The organism is Halomonas sp. YLGW01 (assembly GCF_014840935.1).
GTDB lineage: Bacteria > Pseudomonadota > Gammaproteobacteria > Pseudomonadales > Halomonadaceae > Onishia.
This window is the reverse complement of record NZ_CP062005.1, coordinates 233605-247011: the sequence shown is the minus strand read 5'-3', so window position 1 is coordinate 247011 and position 13407 is coordinate 233605. Positions and strand designations below refer to the sequence as shown.

Annotated in this window: 27 protein-coding genes; all 27 read right to left on the bottom strand. The window is 59.8% G+C overall.

The genetic code is table 11. The features are described from left to right. Positions 1-999 carry a DNA-directed RNA polymerase subunit alpha gene (gene rpoA / locus IEJ03_RS01235; RefSeq protein WP_192035937.1) on the bottom strand — a complete coding sequence of 333 codons (999 nt, stop codon included), beginning with the start codon at positions 997-999 and terminating at the stop codon, positions 1-3. A 78-nt stretch (positions 1000-1077) separates the two neighbouring features. After that, positions 1078-1698, bottom strand: coding sequence for a 30S ribosomal protein S4 (gene rpsD, locus IEJ03_RS01230; RefSeq protein ID WP_192035936.1), 621 nt, complete (start codon positions 1696-1698; stop codon positions 1078-1080). A gap of 12 nt (positions 1699-1710) precedes the next feature. Continuing rightward, entirely contained in the window at positions 1711-2097 is a 387-nt protein-coding gene (gene rpsK / locus IEJ03_RS01225) for a 30S ribosomal protein S11 (RefSeq protein WP_011505752.1), read from the bottom strand. Between the two features lie 39 nt (positions 2098-2136). After that, positions 2137-2493: a 30S ribosomal protein S13 gene (gene rpsM, locus IEJ03_RS01220; protein ID WP_192035935.1), complete on the bottom strand. Its 357-nt coding sequence runs from the start codon at positions 2491-2493 to the stop codon at positions 2137-2139. A gap of 124 nt (positions 2494-2617) precedes the next feature. Further along, positions 2618-2731, bottom strand: coding sequence for a 50S ribosomal protein L36 (gene rpmJ, locus IEJ03_RS01215; RefSeq protein ID WP_031384759.1), 114 nt, complete (start codon positions 2729-2731; stop codon positions 2618-2620). Between the two features lie 28 nt (positions 2732-2759). Continuing rightward, positions 2760-4088: a preprotein translocase subunit SecY gene (secY, locus tag IEJ03_RS01210; protein WP_192035934.1), complete on the bottom strand. Its 1329-nt coding sequence runs from the start codon at positions 4086-4088 to the stop codon at positions 2760-2762. Further along, positions 4089-4523, bottom strand: a complete 435-nt coding sequence (gene rplO, locus IEJ03_RS01205) for a 50S ribosomal protein L15 (protein ID WP_192035933.1) — start codon at positions 4521-4523, stop codon at positions 4089-4091. A 3-nt stretch (positions 4524-4526) separates the two neighbouring features. Further along, positions 4527-4709, bottom strand: coding sequence for a 50S ribosomal protein L30 (rpmD, locus tag IEJ03_RS01200; RefSeq protein WP_192035932.1), 183 nt, complete (start codon positions 4707-4709; stop codon positions 4527-4529). 6 nt (positions 4710-4715) lie between these two features. Beyond that, positions 4716-5216, bottom strand: a complete 501-nt coding sequence (gene rpsE, locus IEJ03_RS01195; RefSeq protein WP_192035931.1) for a 30S ribosomal protein S5 — start codon at positions 5214-5216, stop codon at positions 4716-4718. An 11-nt stretch (positions 5217-5227) separates the two neighbouring features. Next, on the bottom strand, positions 5228-5578 hold the full coding sequence (gene rplR, locus IEJ03_RS01190; RefSeq protein ID WP_092527192.1) for a 50S ribosomal protein L18: 351 nt from the start codon (positions 5576-5578) through the stop codon (positions 5228-5230). A gap of 9 nt (positions 5579-5587) precedes the next feature. Continuing rightward, the gene (rplF, locus tag IEJ03_RS01185) at positions 5588-6118 is read right to left on the bottom strand and encodes a 50S ribosomal protein L6 (protein ID WP_192035930.1); all 531 of its coding nucleotides are present in this window, start codon (positions 6116-6118) and stop codon (positions 5588-5590) included. Between the two features lie 9 nt (positions 6119-6127). Beyond that, positions 6128-6520, bottom strand: a complete 393-nt coding sequence (gene rpsH, locus IEJ03_RS01180) for a 30S ribosomal protein S8 (RefSeq protein ID WP_092527198.1) — start codon at positions 6518-6520, stop codon at positions 6128-6130. Between the two features lie 31 nt (positions 6521-6551). Next, positions 6552-6857 (bottom strand): 30S ribosomal protein S14, encoded by a 306-nt coding sequence (rpsN, locus tag IEJ03_RS01175; RefSeq protein ID WP_192035929.1) that lies wholly within the window; start codon positions 6855-6857, stop codon positions 6552-6554. Positions 6858-6867: 10 nt separating this feature from the next. Continuing rightward, positions 6868-7407 carry a 50S ribosomal protein L5 gene (gene rplE, locus IEJ03_RS01170; RefSeq protein ID WP_192035928.1) on the bottom strand — a complete coding sequence of 180 codons (540 nt, stop codon included), beginning with the start codon at positions 7405-7407 and terminating at the stop codon, positions 6868-6870. A gap of 18 nt (positions 7408-7425) precedes the next feature. Continuing rightward, positions 7426-7743 (bottom strand): 50S ribosomal protein L24, encoded by a 318-nt coding sequence (gene rplX / locus IEJ03_RS01165; protein ID WP_192035927.1) that lies wholly within the window; start codon positions 7741-7743, stop codon positions 7426-7428. A 14-nt stretch (positions 7744-7757) separates the two neighbouring features. Continuing rightward, the gene (gene rplN, locus IEJ03_RS01160; protein ID WP_192035926.1) at positions 7758-8129 is read right to left on the bottom strand and encodes a 50S ribosomal protein L14; all 372 of its coding nucleotides are present in this window, start codon (positions 8127-8129) and stop codon (positions 7758-7760) included. 50 nt (positions 8130-8179) lie between these two features. Further along, complete coding sequence (gene rpsQ, locus IEJ03_RS01155) at positions 8180-8440, bottom strand: 30S ribosomal protein S17 (RefSeq protein ID WP_192035925.1); 261 nt, start codon at positions 8438-8440, stop codon at positions 8180-8182. A 1-nt stretch (position 8441) separates the two neighbouring features. Next, positions 8442-8633 (bottom strand): 50S ribosomal protein L29, encoded by a 192-nt coding sequence (gene rpmC / locus IEJ03_RS01150; protein ID WP_136255928.1) that lies wholly within the window; start codon positions 8631-8633, stop codon positions 8442-8444. Continuing rightward, a complete protein-coding gene (rplP, locus tag IEJ03_RS01145) occupies positions 8633-9046 on the bottom strand; it encodes a 50S ribosomal protein L16 (RefSeq protein ID WP_192035924.1) in 414 nt (137 codons plus the stop codon). The genes rpmC and rplP overlap by 1 nt, the downstream gene beginning before the upstream one ends. A gap of 15 nt (positions 9047-9061) precedes the next feature. Then, the gene (rpsC, locus tag IEJ03_RS01140) at positions 9062-9760 is read right to left on the bottom strand and encodes a 30S ribosomal protein S3 (protein WP_192035923.1); all 699 of its coding nucleotides are present in this window, start codon (positions 9758-9760) and stop codon (positions 9062-9064) included. 11 nt (positions 9761-9771) lie between these two features. Beyond that, on the bottom strand, positions 9772-10104 hold the full coding sequence (gene rplV / locus IEJ03_RS01135) for a 50S ribosomal protein L22 (RefSeq protein ID WP_092527226.1): 333 nt from the start codon (positions 10102-10104) through the stop codon (positions 9772-9774). 18 nt (positions 10105-10122) lie between these two features. Next, the gene (gene rpsS, locus IEJ03_RS01130; RefSeq protein ID WP_072824351.1) at positions 10123-10398 is read right to left on the bottom strand and encodes a 30S ribosomal protein S19; all 276 of its coding nucleotides are present in this window, start codon (positions 10396-10398) and stop codon (positions 10123-10125) included. Between the two features lie 22 nt (positions 10399-10420). Continuing rightward, on the bottom strand, positions 10421-11248 hold the full coding sequence (rplB, locus tag IEJ03_RS01125; protein WP_192035922.1) for a 50S ribosomal protein L2: 828 nt from the start codon (positions 11246-11248) through the stop codon (positions 10421-10423). Between the two features lie 17 nt (positions 11249-11265). Further along, positions 11266-11562: a 50S ribosomal protein L23 gene (gene rplW / locus IEJ03_RS01120; RefSeq protein ID WP_092527236.1), complete on the bottom strand. Its 297-nt coding sequence runs from the start codon at positions 11560-11562 to the stop codon at positions 11266-11268. Then, positions 11559-12167: a 50S ribosomal protein L4 gene (gene rplD / locus IEJ03_RS01115; RefSeq protein WP_192035921.1), complete on the bottom strand. Its 609-nt coding sequence runs from the start codon at positions 12165-12167 to the stop codon at positions 11559-11561. Before rplD ends, rplW begins: the two co-directional genes overlap by 4 nt. Positions 12168-12181: 14 nt before the next feature. Continuing rightward, positions 12182-12820 carry a 50S ribosomal protein L3 gene (gene rplC, locus IEJ03_RS01110; protein ID WP_092527242.1) on the bottom strand — a complete coding sequence of 213 codons (639 nt, stop codon included), beginning with the start codon at positions 12818-12820 and terminating at the stop codon, positions 12182-12184. A gap of 140 nt (positions 12821-12960) precedes the next feature. Further along, on the bottom strand, positions 12961-13272 hold the full coding sequence (gene rpsJ, locus IEJ03_RS01105; protein WP_114575148.1) for a 30S ribosomal protein S10: 312 nt from the start codon (positions 13270-13272) through the stop codon (positions 12961-12963). Between the last annotated feature and the right edge of the window lie 135 nt (positions 13273-13407).

Here is a 13407-nt window from a genome sequence, read left to right as displayed (position 1 = left end):
TCACGCGGAGGCCTTGTCGTCCTTCAGGCTTGCCGGCGGCCAGTTTTCCAGCCGCATGCCAAGGGACAGACCGCGCGTGGCCAACACATCCTTGATTTCGTTCAAGGACTTCTTGCCGAGATTCGGGGTCTTCAACAGCTCCACCTCGGTGCGCTGAATCAGATCGCCGATGTAATAGATATTCTCGGCCTTGAGGCAGTTGGCACTGCGAACGGTCAACTCGAGATCGTCTACGGGGCGCAGCAGGATGGGATCGATCTGATCCTCTTCCTCTACCACTTCCTGTTCCTTGTCGGCTTCCAGGTCGACGAACGCGGCCAGCTGCTCCTGCAGGATGGTCGCGCTACGACGGATCGCCTCTTCCGGATCCAGGGTGCCGTCGGTTTCCAGGTCGATGATCAGCTTGTCGAGGTCGGTACGTTGCTCGACACGCGCGGCATCCACGGAATAGGAAACACGACGCACGGGGCTGAAGGTCGCATCCAGCTGCAAGCGACCGATGGCCCGGGATTCGTCCTCCGCGCCATCGCGGGTATCCGCCGGCTCGTAACCACGACCACGGGCCACCTTGAGCTGCATCTTCAGCTCGGCGCCTTCGTTGACGTGGGCGATCACGTGCTCGGGATTGACGATCTCGACATCATGGTCGGCGGCAATGTCACCGGCCGTGACGACGCTGGGGCCCTGCTTGTTCAGCGTGAGCATCGCTTCGTCGCGGCTATGCATCTTGATCGCCACGTCTTTGAGGTTCAGGAGCATCTCGATGACGTCTTCCTGAACCCCTTCGATCGCACTGTACTCGTGGTCGACTCCCGCGATTTCGACTTCCACCACGGCGCAGCCGGGCATGGAAGACAGCAGGATGCGACGCAGAGCATTCCCCAGGGTGTGACCGAAACCGCGCTCGAACGGCTCGAGCACGATCTTCGCGTGGTGCGCGTTGATCTCTTCGACCTTGATATCGCGAGGACGGAGAAACTCTGTCACTGAACGCTGCATATGAACACCTTTCAGGCTGCCAAACGGATACTCGGTACTCGACCGGGCCACCTCGGTGGCCCGGCGCCGCTAAGCGGATTACTTCGAGTACAGCTCGACGATCAGGTTTTCGTTGATGTCGGCAGACAGGTCGCCGCGTTCAGGCAGAGCCTTGAAAGTGCCTTCCATCTTCTTGGAGTCGACGTCGACCCAGGCCACATCACCACGGTTAGCGGCGATGGAAAGCGCATTCTGGATGCGCGCCTGGTTCTTGGCCTTCTCGCGAACGCTGACCACGTCACCCGGCTTGACCTTGTAGGACGCCACGTTGACGGTACGGCCATTGACGGTGAGGGCCTTGTGACTGACCAGCTGACGCGCTTCGGAGCGAGTCGAGCCGAAGCCCATGCGGTAGACGACGTTGTCCAGTCGGGTTTCGAGGAGCTGCAGCAACACTTCGCCGGTCGCACCCTTAACACGGGCTGCTTCCTTGTAGTAGTTGCGGAACTGCTTCTCGAGTACGCCATACATGCGACGTACTTTCTGCTTCTCGCGAAGCTGCAAGCCGTAGTCGGAAAGACGCTGACGGCGCTGGCCGTGTACACCCGGAATCTGCTCGGATTTACACTTCTTCTCGAAGGGAGTCACACCGCTCTTCAGAAAGAGGTCGGTGCCTTCACGACGAGACAGTTTGCACTTCGGTCCAATATAACGAGCCATGAGTCTGTCTCCTTAAACGCGGCGTTTCTTCGGCGGACGGCAGCCGTTGTGGGGAACGGGCGTCGCGTCGGTGATGCTTTGCACGCGGAAACCGGCGGCATTGAGAGCACGCACGGCGGACTCACGACCAGGTCCAGGACCTTTGACCAGCACGTCGACGTTTTTCACACCATACTCGGCTGCAGCAGTTGCTGCACGTTCACTTGCCACTTGAGCAGCGAACGGGGTGCTCTTGCGAGAACCACGAAAACCCGAACCACCGGCTGTCGCCCATGACAGAGCGTTGCCCTGGCGGTCTGTGATCGTCACGATAGTGTTGTTAAAAGAGGCGTGGATATGCGCAACGGCATCCACCACCTGCTTTTTAACCTTTTTGCGATTACTACGCGGGTTAGCCATGTTGATGTTTCTTCCTGTCTTAACGCCAGAACATGCGTGTTATTTGCGAATCGGCTTACGCGGGCCCTTGCGGGTACGCGCATTGGTCTTGGTACGCTGACCACGCAGCGGAAGACCACGACGATGACGCAGACCACGATAGCAACCCAGATCCATGAGACGCTTGATGTTCAGCGTCGTATCACGGCGAAGGTCGCCTTCTACGGTGTACTTGCCAACCTCGGCACGCAGGCTGTCGACTTCATCAGAAGACAGTTCCTGCACCTTGGCGGTCGGCGCGATACCGGCAGCTGCACAGATATCCACTGCGCGAGTACGGCCGATCCCGAAGATATAGGTCAGCGAGATCGCCGCATGCTTGTTGTCCGGGATATTGACGCCTGCAATACGGGCCATCAGCTTACTCCGAAATTTGAGCGGCTTGCTCGTTTAATCATCTACAAAAGGCGCAACAGCATACCCCTTTACCCTCGAGAGGGCAAGGGGCATGCCGGCACCCGGTTGAGTACAGCCGCCAGGCTTAACCCTGGCGCTGCTTGTGCCGCGGCTCCGTGCAGATGACGCGAACGGCGCCATTGCGACGGATGATCTTGCAGTTACGGCACATTTTCTTCACGGAAGCTCGAACTTTCATCGTTCTCTCCAAATCGCGTGCGGCACGCTCAGCGCATGCCGCCGCTACCGTAGCCTTTCAGGTTGGACTTCTTCATCACCGAGTCATACTGGCTCGACATCAGATGCGACTGCACCTGCGACATGAAATCCATGATGACAACCACCACGATCAGCAACGACGTCCCGCCAAAGAAGAAGGGAACGTTCCAGGCCACGATCAGGAATTGGGGCATCAAGGATACGGCGGTGATGTACAGGGCACCAAACAGGGTCAGACGCGTCATGACCTTGTCGACATAGCGAGCGGTCTGCTCACCAGGACGAATGCCCGGCAGGAAGGCCCCTGACTTCTTGAGGTTGTCAGCGACATCCTTGGGATTGAAGACCAGCGCTGTGTAAAAGAAGCAGAAGAATACCACCGCGAGCGCGAAAAGCAAGATGTACAACGGTTGACCCGGCCCGAGAGCCAAGGACGCCTGTTGCAACCAGTCCAGCCCCTCACCGGAGCCGACCCACTGTCCGAGCGATGCCGGGAACAGCAGAATGCTGGACGCAAAGATCGCCGGGATGACCCCTGCCATGTTGACCTTGAGCGGCAGGTAGCTGCTCTGGCCCGCATACATCTTGTTGCCCACCTGGCGACGGGGGTAGTTCACCGTGATGCGACGTTGGCCGCGTTCGATGAACACCACGAAGGCCACCGTGGCGATGCCGAGGATCGACAATGCCAGCAAGGGCAGCACGTTCCAGGCACCGTCGTTGCGTGCCAGTTCGAACGACTGACCCACCGCGCCCGGCAGACCCGCCACGATCCCCGAGAAGATCAGCAGCGAGATGCCGTTGCCGATGCCCTTCTCGGTGATCTGCTCACCCAGCCACATCATGAACACCGCACCGGCCACGAAGGTGACCACGGCGGTGAAATAGAAGCTGAAGTCTGCGGTGTAGGCAATCCCTTGCCCCGCCAGACCGACGGACATGCCGACGGCCTGGACGAATGCCAGGATCACCGTACCGTAGCGGGTATATTGGCTGATCTTGCGGCGGCCGGCCTCGCCTTCCTTCTTCAACTGTTCCAGTTGAGGCGAGACCGCCGACAGGAGCTGCATGATAATCGACGCCGAGATATAGGGCATGATGCCCAGGGCGAAGATACTCATGCGCTCCAGCGCACCACCCGAGAACATGTTGAACATGCCAAGGATGGTGCCCTGCTGCTCCCTGAACAAGGCAGCAAGCTGGTCAGGATTGATACCGGGCACGGGAATGTGAGCACCGATGCGGTACACCACAATGGCGAGGAGCACGAAGCGCAGTCGCGCCCAGAGTTCACTCAGACCGCTGCCCATCGCCGGCATGTTTCCTGACTTAGCCATTTAGTCCTCTACCTTGCCGCCAGCGGCTTCGATCGCGGCCCGGGCACCCTTGGTGACCTTGAGACCGCGGACGGTAACCGCTTTGTTCAGTTCGCCAGAGAGGAGCACCTTCGCGTACCGCGTGGCGTCCTTGAGCACGTTGGCCTGCTTCAGCGTTTCCAGGGTCACGACGTCGCCGTCGACCTTGGCAAGCTCGGCCAGGCGAACTTCTTCGCTGACCAGAGACTTGGCTGAAGTGAAGCCGAACTTCGGCAGACGACGCTGCAGCGGCATCTGACCGCCTTCGAAACCAGGCTTCACGGAGCCGCCGCTGCGTGACTTCAGGCCCTTGTGGCCGCGGCCACCGGTCTTGCCCAGACCGGAGCCGATGCCACGACCGACACGCTTCTCAGCATGCTTGGAACCCGGTGCCGGGCTCAGGCTATTGAGTTTCATGGATTACTCTCCCTCTACACGCACAAGGTAATTTACCTTGTGGATCATGCCGCGCACGGCAGGGGTGTCTTCCAGCTCGACCGTATGACCGATGCGGCGCAGGCCAAGACCGGTCACGGTGGCCTTGTGCTTGCCCAACACGCCGATGGTGCTGCGGATCTGGGTAACCTTGATCGTTGCTGCCATGGTGTCTTACCCCGTGATCGCTTCGACAGACAGGCCACGCTTGGCGGCGATGTCTTCCGGAGACTGCATGGAGGCGAGACCATTGATGGTCGCACGCACCACGTTCACCGGATTGGTGGAACCGTAGCACTTGGCCAGGACGTCATGGACGCCAGCCAGTTCGAGCACGGAGCGCATAGCGCCGCCAGCGATGATCCCGGTACCTTCAGAGGCCGGCTGCATGTACACCTTGGAGGCGCCGTGACGGGCCTTGACCGGGTACTGCAGGGTGTGACCACTGAGGCTCACCTTGATCATGTTGCGACGCGCCTGGTCCATGGCCTTCTGGATCGCGACCGGCACTTCACGCGCCTTGCCGCGGCCAAAACCGACACGACCACTGCCATCGCCGACGACGGTCAGAGCGGTGAAACCGAAGATACGGCCACCCTTGACCACCTTGGCGACACGGTTGATCTGCACCAGCTTCTCTTGCAGATCGCCGCTATTCTGTTCGTTCTTCGCCATCGTAAAACCCTTTAGAATTCCAGGCCGCCTTCACGAGCGGCGTCGGCCAGGGCCTTGACTCGACCGTGGTACCGGAAACCGGCACGATCGAAGGCAACCTGAGTGATGCCTGCTTCCTTAGCGCGTTCGGCAATCAGCGCACCCACCTTGGCGGCGGCGTCTGCGTTACCGGTCGCACCCTCACGAAGCGCCTTGTCCAGCGTGGAAGCGCTGGCCAGGACCTTGCCACCATCCGGCGAGATGATCTGCGCGTAGATGTGGCGCGGGGTACGGTTGACGCTCAGGCGATACACGCCCAGCTCGCGGATCTTGGCGCGAGCACGGCGGGCACGACGGAGACGAGATTCTTTCTTCGCGTTCATAACCCTGCCTTACTTCTTCTTGGCTTCTTTACGACGGATCTGCTCGTCACCGTACCGGATACCCTTGCCCTTGTAGGGCTCGGGCGGACGGAAGGCGCGGATCTCCGCGGCGACCTGGCCGAGACGCTGCTTATCGGCGCTTTTCAGCACGATAGTGGTGTTCTTCGGCGTTTCCGCCACGACACCCTCAGGCAGCTGGTATTCGACCGGGTGTGAGAAGCCCAGTGTCAGGTTGAGCGTCTTGCCACTTGCCTGGGCACGATAGCCGACGCCATTGATCTCGAGGGACTTGGTGAAGCCCTCGGTGACACCGGTAACCATGTTCTGGACCAGTGCACGGGTAGTACCAGCCATCGCCCAGCTCTTGGCGGACTCGCTCGGAGCGAAGGTCAGCTGACCTTCTTCCTGACCGATCACGACCTGGTCGTGAACGGTCATTGCGAGTTCACCCTGACCGCCTTTGACGGTCAGTTGGTTGCCGTCGATTTTTACCTCGACGCCGCTCGGCAATTTAACCGGATATTTGGCTACGCGGGACATTCCAAACTCCTAGAATACGGTGCAGAGGACTTCACCACCAACACCAGCATGACGGGCCGCACGATCGGTCATCACGCCATTCGAGGTGGAAACGATCGCGATGCCCAGGCCGTCGGCAACCTTCGGCAGCTCGGCCTTGCCCTTGTACGAGCGCAGCGAGGGCTTTGACACCCGCTGAATGTGCTCGATGACGGCCTTGCCCTCGAAGTACTTGAGGGTCACGGCCAGCTCAGGCTTGGTGCCTTCAGCGACGCTGTAGTCGTTGATAAAGCCTTCTTCTTTCAGTACGCGGGCCACCTCGACCTTCAGCTTGGAAGACGGCATGGTGACCGTCTCCTTGGTGGCCATCTGCGCATTACGGATACGAGTGAACATATCCGCCAGCGTATCTTGCATGCTCATTACGTTGCGCTCCTGATGATTCTACGTGGCGTTACCAGCTGGACTTCTTGAGTCCAGGGACGTCGCCACGCATGGCGGCTTCACGCAGCTTGTTACGGCCCAAGCCAAACTTGTTGTAGTAGCCGTGCGGACGACCAGTGATGCGACAGCGGTTACGCTGACGCACCGGGCTGGAGTCGCGCGGCAACTGCTGCAGCTTGAGCTGCGCGTCGAAGCGCTCTTCGTCGGAAGCGTTCACGTCACTGATGAGGGCCTTGAGCTCTGCGCGCTTGGCAGCATACTTGTCGACCAGCTTCGCACGCTTGTGCTCGCGTCCTACCATGCTTTTCTTTGCCATGATCCCACCCTTATTTCTTGAACGGGAAGTTCAGCGCACGCAGCAGCGCACGGCCTTCTTCATCGGTGTTGGCAGTCGTGGTGATAGTGACATCCAGACCACGGATCCGGTCGATCTTATCATACTCGATCTCCGGGAAGATGATCTGCTCACGCACCCCCATCGAATAGTTGCCACGGCCGTCGAAGGACTTCGGGTTGAGACCACGGAAGTCACGAACGCGGGGGATCGCGATGTTCACCAGGCGATCCAGGAAGTCCCACATGCGCTCGGAGCGCAGTGTGACCTTGATCCCGATCGGCCAACCTTCACGCACCTTGAAGCCCGCGATGGACTTGCGTGCCTTGGTCACCATCGGCTTCTGACCGGAGAGCTTCTCCAGGTCGCCGACGGCATTGTCGATCAGCTTCTTGTCGCTGGTCGCTTCGCCGATACCCATGTTCAGGGTCACTTTAGTGATCCTGGGCACCTGCATCACGTTGGCGTAGCTAAACTGCTCTTTGAGTTGAGCCACCACCTCGTTTTGATAACGTTCTTTCAAGTTCGCCATTTTGCTACCCGACTCACGTTAGGCGTCGATCTGCGTCTGCGTCGACTTGTAGATACGTACCTTGGTACCGTCTTCTTTAACCTGGAAGCCGACGCGATCCGCTTTGCCGGTCTCCTGATTGAAGATGGCCACGTTGGACGCGTGAATCGGAGCCTCGCGCTCGACGATACCGCCTTGGTTGCCTGCCATGGGATTGGGCTTGGTGTGACGCTTGATCATGTTCACACCGGTCACCACATAGCGCTCGCCCTGAAGGACGCGCTTGATGGTGCCACGCTTACCCTTATCCTTGCCGGCAATGACGATCACTTCATCGTCACGTTTGATTTTTTGCATATCCGCCTCGCTCCTTACAGCACTTCAGGCGCCAAGGAAATGATCTTCATGAACTTTTCGGTGCGAAGTTCACGAGTGACCGGCCCGAAGATACGGGTGCCGATCGGCTGCTCGTTGGTGTTGTTCAACAGAACCGCCGCATTTCCATCGAAGCGGATCAGCGAACCGTCGTTACGACGGACGCCACTACGAGTGCGAACCACGACCGCCTTCATGACCTGGCCTTTCTTGACCTTGCCACGCGGAATGGCTTCTTTGACTGTTACTTTGATGACATCGCCTACGCGAGCATAGCGACGGTGTGAACCGCCCAGCACCTTGATGCACTGCACCCGGCGCGCCCCGCTGTTGTCGGCGACATCCAGCATTGACTGCGTCTGAATCATCGGTTTTCTCCAAACCTAATCTGACTGCACTGGTTTCGAGCGCGGGGCGATCAGCCCTTCGCCTGCTCGACCACTTCGACCAGCGTCCAGGCTTTCTTCTTTGACAGGGGACGGGATTCCTCGATGGAAACCGTGTCACCGGCCTTCGCCTGGTTCTGCTCATCATGGGCGTGCAGCTTGGTGGAGCGCTTCACGTATTTGCCGTAGATCGGGTGGCGCTCGCGGCGCTCGATCATCACGACGATAGATTTGTCCATCTTGTCACTCACCACCTTGCCGGTGAGCGTCCGGACTTTCTTTTCTTCGGACATCTCAGTCACCTGCCTTCTCGTTGAGCACAGTCTTCACGCGGGCAACATCCCGACGAACCTGCTTGAGCAGATGGGTCTGGCTCAGCTGGCCAGTGGCCTTCTGCATGCGCAGGTTGAACTGCTCGCGGAGGAGTTCGAAGAGCTGCGCCTGCAGGTCTTCTACTGACTTTTCACGAATTTCCTGGGCTTTCATCACATCACCGTCCGTTTCACAAAGGTGGTGGAGACCGGAAACTTCTGAGCGGCCAGGCCGAAGGCCTCACGAGCCAGCTCTTCAGAAACGCCTTCAATCTCGTAGAGGACGCGGCCGGGCTGGATCTGCGCGACCCAGTACTCGACGGAGCCCTTCCCCTTACCCATACGGACTTCCAGGGGCTTCTTGGAGATCGGCTTGTCCGGGAAGACCCGGATCCAGATCTTGCCGCCACGCTTGACGTGACGAGTGATGGCACGACGCCCAGCTTCGATCTGGCGCGCGGTAACGCGGCCACGACCGGTGGCCTTGAGGCCATATTCGCCGAAACTGATCTTGCTTCCGCGCTGTGCCAGGCCGCGGTTGCGACCCTTCTGCACCTTGCGGAACTTCAAACGCTTAGGTTGTAACATCGATCCGCTCTCCCCTTACCTGGAACCTTTCTTCTTGGAGGGTGCGCTTTGCGGCTGCTTGGCCTTGGCGCGAACCTCTTCGATGCCCCCGAGGATTTCACCCTTGAAGACCCAGACCTTGACGCCGATGACGCCGTAGGTGGTGTGGGCTTCGTAGGTGGCGTAATCGATGTCGGCACGCAGCGTATGAAGCGGCACGCGGCCTTCGCGGTACCATTCGGTACGCGCGATTTCCGCACCACCAAGACGACCAGACAGCTGGATCTTGATGCCGCCGGCGCCGAGGCGCATGGCGTTCTGTACGGCACGCTTCATGGCACGACGGAACATGACGCGACGCTCGAGCTGGCCGCAGACGTTCTGGGCGACGAGCTTGGCATCGAGTTCCGGCTTGCGCACTTCTTCGATGTTGACGTGAACCGGCACGCCCATCATCTGGGTGACGTCGCGACGCAGACGGTCGACGTCCTCACCCTTCTTGCCAATCACGATGCCCGGACGGGCGGTGTGAATGGTGATACGAGCATTGTTGGCCGGACGCTCGATGTGGATGCGGCTCACGGACGCATTCTTCAGACGCTCCTCGAGGAAGCGACGCACTTCGAGATCGTTGTTCAGCTTATCGGCATAGGCACCGCGCTCGGCATACCAGACCGAGGTGTGGTCTTTGACGATACCCAGCCGAATGCCTGTCGGATTTACTTTCTGACCCATCTGGTCGACTCCTACTTCTCGGCTACCATAACGGTGATGTGGCAGGTGCGCTTCAAGATACGATCCGCACGGCCTTTGGCGCGCGGCTGGATGCGCTTGAGCGTCATGCCCTCATCGACGCAGATGGTCGAGACACGCAGCTCGTCGATGTCCATGCCGTTGTTTTCTTCCGCATTCGCGATGGCGGACTGCAGCACTTTCTTAACCAGCTTGGCAGCCTTCTTCGGTGAGAAGGTCAGCAGGTCGAGTGCCTCGGCGACCGGTTTACCGCGCACCTGGTCAGCCACCAAACGGGCCTTCTGGGCGGATAAACGAGCGCCACGCAGCTTAGCTGTGACTTCCATCTCTCAATCCTCTTTGGCTTACCGTTTGGCTTTCTTGTCCGCCGCATGACCGCGATAGGTGCGGGTAGCAGCGAATTCGCCCAGCTTGTGGCCAACCATTTCCTCGGAGACGTGCACCGGGACATGTTGACGCCCGTTATGGACCGCAATGGTGAGCCCGACCATGTTCGGCAGGATCATGGAACGACGCGACCAGGTCTTGATCGGTTTGCGGTCGTTCTTCTCCACTGCAGTCTCAACCTTCTTCAGCAGATGAAGGTCAATAAAAGGACCTTTCTTCAGTGAACGTGGCACAGCCGTTACCTCTTAATGTCTGTTACTTGGCCTTGCGGCGACGAACGATCAGCTTATCGGTGCGCTTGTTCTTGCGAGTCTTGTAACCCTTGGTGGGGACGCCCCACGGGGTCACCGGGTTACGACCACCGCTGGTGCGGCCTTCACCGCCGCCGTGCGGGTGGTCCACCGGGTTCATCGCAACACCGCGAACTGTCGGGCGAACGCCACGCCAGCGTTTGGCACCGGCCTTGCCCAGTTGACGGAGGCTGTGCTCAGAGTTGCTCACTTCACCCAGGGTCGCGCGACACTCGGCCAGGATCTTGCGCATCTCGCCGGAGCGCAGACGCACGGTGGCGTAGTTGCCTTCGCGAGCCACGAGCTGGGCGCTGGTGCCGGCACTGCGTGCGATCTGAGCGCCTTTACCCGGCTTCAGTTCGATGCAATGCACGGTGGAACCCACCGGGATGTTGCGCAGCGGAAGGGTGTTGCCCTTCTTGATCGGCGCATTGACACCGGATTCGACGCGATCGCCCGCCTTCACGCCCTTCGGGGCGATGATGTAGCGGCGCTCGCCGTCCAGGTACTTCAGCAGCGCGATATGAGCGCTACGGTTCGGATCGTATTCCAGGCGCTCGACGATGGCTGCAACGCCATCCTTGATGCGCTTAAAGTCGATCTGACGGTAGTGCTGACGGTGCCCACCACCCACGTGACGTGTGGTGATACGACCGTTGTTGTTACGCCCACCCGAGCGCGACTGCTTTTCCAGCAGCGGCGCGTACGGCCGACCCTTGTGCAGATCGTCGGAGACGATCTTGACCAGGTGGCGACGACCGGCGGATGTGGGTTTGGTCTTGACGATTGCCATTATCCGTACTCCTGCCCTTATTCGGCGCCAGAGAAGTCTTCAAGGGTCTCACCCGCGGCGAGGGTCACATACGCCTTGCGGTAACCCTTGCGCTGGCCCAAGCCATTGGCGGTGCGCTTGGTCTTGCCCTTGATGTTCAGGACCTGTACGCGATCAACCTTCTTGCCGAACAGCGCCTGGACGGCCTGCTTGATTTCCGGCTTGGTCGCGTCAGAGGCCACCTTGAACACGTACTGGTTGTTCTCGGCGGCGGAGGCGGCCTTCTCGGTCATGTGCGGACCAAGCAGAACCTTGAATACGCGTTCCTGGTTCATGCCAGCTTCTCCTCGAATTTGCGCAGGGCGGAGACGGTGACCAGGACCTTGTCGAAGGCGACCAGGCTCACCGGATCGGCAGCAGCGACGTCCACCACATCCACGTGCGGGATGTTGCGAGCGGCCAGGTAAAGGTTCTCGTCGACCTCTTCGGTGACGATCAGCGCCTTCTCCAGGTCCAGCTCCTTGAGCTTGGCGGTCAGCTGCTTGGTCTTGGGCGCGTCGACGGTGATGTCTTCGACGACGACCAGACGCTCCTGACGGACCAGCTCAGACAGGATCGAGCGAATCGCCGCCCGGTACATCTTGCGGTTGACCTTCTGAGTGTAGTCCTGCGGACGGGCCGCAAAGGTCACGCCGCCGGCACGCCAGATCGGCGAGCGGATGGTACCGGCACGGGCACGACCGGTGCCCTTCTGGCGCCACGGCTTCTTGCCGCCGCCACGCACGTCGGAACGGTTCTTCTGGGCGCGGGTGCCTTGGCGACCGCCGGCCAGATAGGCCGTGACGACCTGGTGAACCAGCGCTTCGTTGAATTCTTTGCCAAAGGTGGCGTCGGACACTTCGACCGTGCCGGCACTAGCACCTGAAAGATTCAGATTCATTGGATCAAACCCCCTTAGCGAGCTTTCACGGCACTGCGAACAACAACGTCGCTGCCCGGTGCACCCGGTACGGCGCCCTTGATCAGCAGCAGGTTGCGTTCAGCGTCGACGCGCACGACTTCCAGGCTCTGCACGGTGCAGCGGACGTTGCCCATCTGACCGGCCATTTTCTTGCCCTTGAAGACGCGACCCGGGGTCTGACACATACCGATGGAACCCGGAGCGCGGTGCGCCAGAGAGTTACCATGGCTGTTGTCTTGGGTGCGGAAGTTCCAGCGCTTGACGGCGCCCTGGAAGCCCTTGCCCTTGGAGGTGCCGGTCACATCGATCTTCTGACCAGCTTCAAAGAGGGATACGGTGAGCTCGCCACCCACTTCCGGAGCCTCATCGCCTTCGGCGAGGCGGAACTCCATCAGCGAACGACCGGCCTCGGTACCTGCCTTGGCAAACTGTCCAGCTTGCGCCTTGGTCAGGTGCTTGGCCTTGCGTGAGCCAGAGGTAACCTGCACGGCGCTGTAGCCGTCGACGTCGACGGTCTTAACGCGCGTAATGCGGTTAGGCTCAACTTCGATAACGGTTACGGGCACGGATGCGCCATCTTCGGTGAAGACACGGGTCATCCCGGCCTTCTTACCGACCAAACCGATAGTCATGTTCAGTCTCCTATAGTGTACGGGGCTATCACCCGCTATGGCTGCCCTTTCCAGAGCATTCCACTAGCACATTGTGTGACGCCATCCCGGCGTGACGGCGGCTGCTCGATGAGCGGCGACCGTGAGTGTCTAGTGAGGTCTCAGTCGAGTTTGATTTGCACGTCCACGCCGGCGGCGAGGTCGAGCTTCATCAGTGCATCAACGGTCTTTTCGGTGGGTTCGACGATGTCGAGCACACGCTTGTGAGTACGGATCTCATACTGGTCACGCGCGTCCTTGTTGACGTGCGGAGAGACCAGGATGGTGTAGCGCTCACGATTGGTCGGCAGCGGGATCGGACCACGCACCTGAGCACCGGTACGCTTGGCGGTCTCAACGATCTCCGCGGCGGACTGGTCAATCAGGCGATGATCGAACGCCTTCAACCGAATGCGAATCTTCTGGTTCTGCATTTGCCCTAAACTCCAATGGATGTCGACGGCGCGAGCCGTCTACCCACGCATTCAAAGGATGCGCATTATAGGCATGCAGCCTCACAGAGTCAAACCCTGGGAGACAACATGCGCAGAAAGGGGGCTCCCGCAGGA

Coding starts and splice junctions, on each gene's coding strand:
- rpsD (WP_192035936.1), bottom strand. CDS start 1,698: ATGGCTCGTTATATTGGACCGAAGTGCAAACTGTCTCGTCGTGAAGGC.
- rpsQ (WP_192035925.1), bottom strand. CDS start 8,440: ATGTCCGAAGAAAAGAAAGTCCGGACGCTCACCGGCAAGGTGGTGAGT.
- rplE (WP_192035928.1), bottom strand. CDS start 7,407: ATGGCGAACTTGAAAGAACGTTATCAAAACGAGGTGGTGGCTCAACTC.
- rpsK (WP_011505752.1), bottom strand. CDS start 2,097: ATGGCTAACCCGCGTAGTAATCGCAAAAAGGTTAAAAAGCAGGTGGTG.
- rplB (WP_192035922.1), bottom strand. CDS start 11,248: ATGGCAATCGTCAAGACCAAACCCACATCCGCCGGTCGTCGCCACCTG.
- rpsN (WP_192035929.1), bottom strand. CDS start 6,857: ATGGCAAAGAAAAGCATGGTAGGACGCGAGCACAAGCGTGCGAAGCTG.
- rplX (WP_192035927.1), bottom strand. CDS start 7,743: ATGCAAAAAATCAAACGTGACGATGAAGTGATCGTCATTGCCGGCAAG.
- rpoA (WP_192035937.1), bottom strand. CDS start 999: ATGCAGCGTTCAGTGACAGAGTTTCTCCGTCCTCGCGATATCAAGGTC.
- rpsJ (WP_114575148.1), bottom strand. CDS start 13,272: ATGCAGAACCAGAAGATTCGCATTCGGTTGAAGGCGTTCGATCATCGC.
- rpsH (WP_092527198.1), bottom strand. CDS start 6,520: ATGAGCATGCAAGATACGCTGGCGGATATGTTCACTCGTATCCGTAAT.
- rplW (WP_092527236.1), bottom strand. CDS start 11,562: ATGAACCAGGAACGCGTATTCAAGGTTCTGCTTGGTCCGCACATGACC.
- rplP (WP_192035924.1), bottom strand. CDS start 9,046: ATGTTACAACCTAAGCGTTTGAAGTTCCGCAAGGTGCAGAAGGGTCGC.
- rpsC (WP_192035923.1), bottom strand. CDS start 9,760: ATGGGTCAGAAAGTAAATCCGACAGGCATTCGGCTGGGTATCGTCAAA.
- rplD (WP_192035921.1), bottom strand. CDS start 12,167: ATGAATCTGAATCTTTCAGGTGCTAGTGCCGGCACGGTCGAAGTGTCC.
- rplO (WP_192035933.1), bottom strand. CDS start 4,523: ATGAAACTCAATAGCCTGAGCCCGGCACCGGGTTCCAAGCATGCTGAG.
- rplN (WP_192035926.1), bottom strand. CDS start 8,129: ATGATTCAGACGCAGTCAATGCTGGATGTCGCCGACAACAGCGGGGCG.
- secY (WP_192035934.1), bottom strand. CDS start 4,088: ATGGCTAAGTCAGGAAACATGCCGGCGATGGGCAGCGGTCTGAGTGAA.
- rpsE (WP_192035931.1), bottom strand. CDS start 5,216: ATGGCGAAGAACGAACAGAATAGCGGCGATCTGCAAGAGAAGCTGGTG.
- rpmD (WP_192035932.1), bottom strand. CDS start 4,709: ATGGCAGCAACGATCAAGGTTACCCAGATCCGCAGCACCATCGGCGTG.
- rplF (WP_192035930.1), bottom strand. CDS start 6,118: ATGTCCCGCGTAGCCAAATATCCGGTTAAATTGCCGAGCGGCGTCGAG.
- rpmC (WP_136255928.1), bottom strand. CDS start 8,633: ATGAAAGCCCAGGAAATTCGTGAAAAGTCAGTAGAAGACCTGCAGGCG.
- rplR (WP_092527192.1), bottom strand. CDS start 5,578: ATGAACGCGAAGAAAGAATCTCGTCTCCGTCGTGCCCGCCGTGCTCGC.
- rplV (WP_092527226.1), bottom strand. CDS start 10,104: ATGGAAGTCACAGCTAAGCTGCGTGGCGCTCGTTTATCCGCCCAGAAG.
- rpsM (WP_192035935.1), bottom strand. CDS start 2,493: ATGGCCCGTATTGCAGGCGTCAATATCCCGGACAACAAGCATGCGGCG.
- rpmJ (WP_031384759.1), bottom strand. CDS start 2,731: ATGAAAGTTCGAGCTTCCGTGAAGAAAATGTGCCGTAACTGCAAGATC.
- rplC (WP_092527242.1), bottom strand. CDS start 12,820: ATGACTATCGGTTTGGTCGGTAAGAAGGCCGGGATGACCCGTGTCTTC.